This is a genomic window from Arthrobacter sp. SIMBA_036 (genome assembly GCF_046535135.1).
Classification (GTDB): Bacteria; Actinomycetota; Actinomycetes; order Actinomycetales; family Micrococcaceae; genus Arthrobacter.
This window is the reverse complement of the sequence record NZ_JAWRXG010000073.1, coordinates 1-360: the sequence shown is the minus strand read 5'-3', so window position 1 is coordinate 360 and position 360 is coordinate 1. Positions and strand designations below refer to the sequence as shown.

The 360-nt window shown below is 40.6% G+C and carries 1 protein-coding gene; it reads left to right on the top strand.

Features of this window, described 5'->3' with window-relative positions; translation table 11 throughout:
• Positions 1–360, top strand: a 360-nt coding sequence (locus SB659_RS19185) for a hypothetical protein (protein WP_410551539.1), incomplete at both ends; no start/stop codon positions are given.

Genomic DNA, 360 nt, shown 5'->3' with positions numbered 1-360 from the left:
AAGGGTTGCCCAAACAACAACAACCTATGAAAATGCTTCAAGTACTCCTATAACCATAAGCTATAAGTATGATGCTGCAGACAATTTTTCAACCGGAGTTTTGGTGAGGCCTCCCTATTTTATAGACTTTACGACCAGTGGAGAACTATGCATAGGAAGCAATTATGATTTCCCCCTTGTTCACCTTTCATCAGATAATGTACGTTCATTGAATGCTACCCATCCAAACCTATTCTATGAGCAGGTAACCGAATATAGAAATGGTGGATCCATTGTCCATGAGTATTCGACAAGTACAGATATTTATGGAAACATCAGAGGAGGAGCTGATATTGTGAGTTCTCCCTGGACGAATCGTGG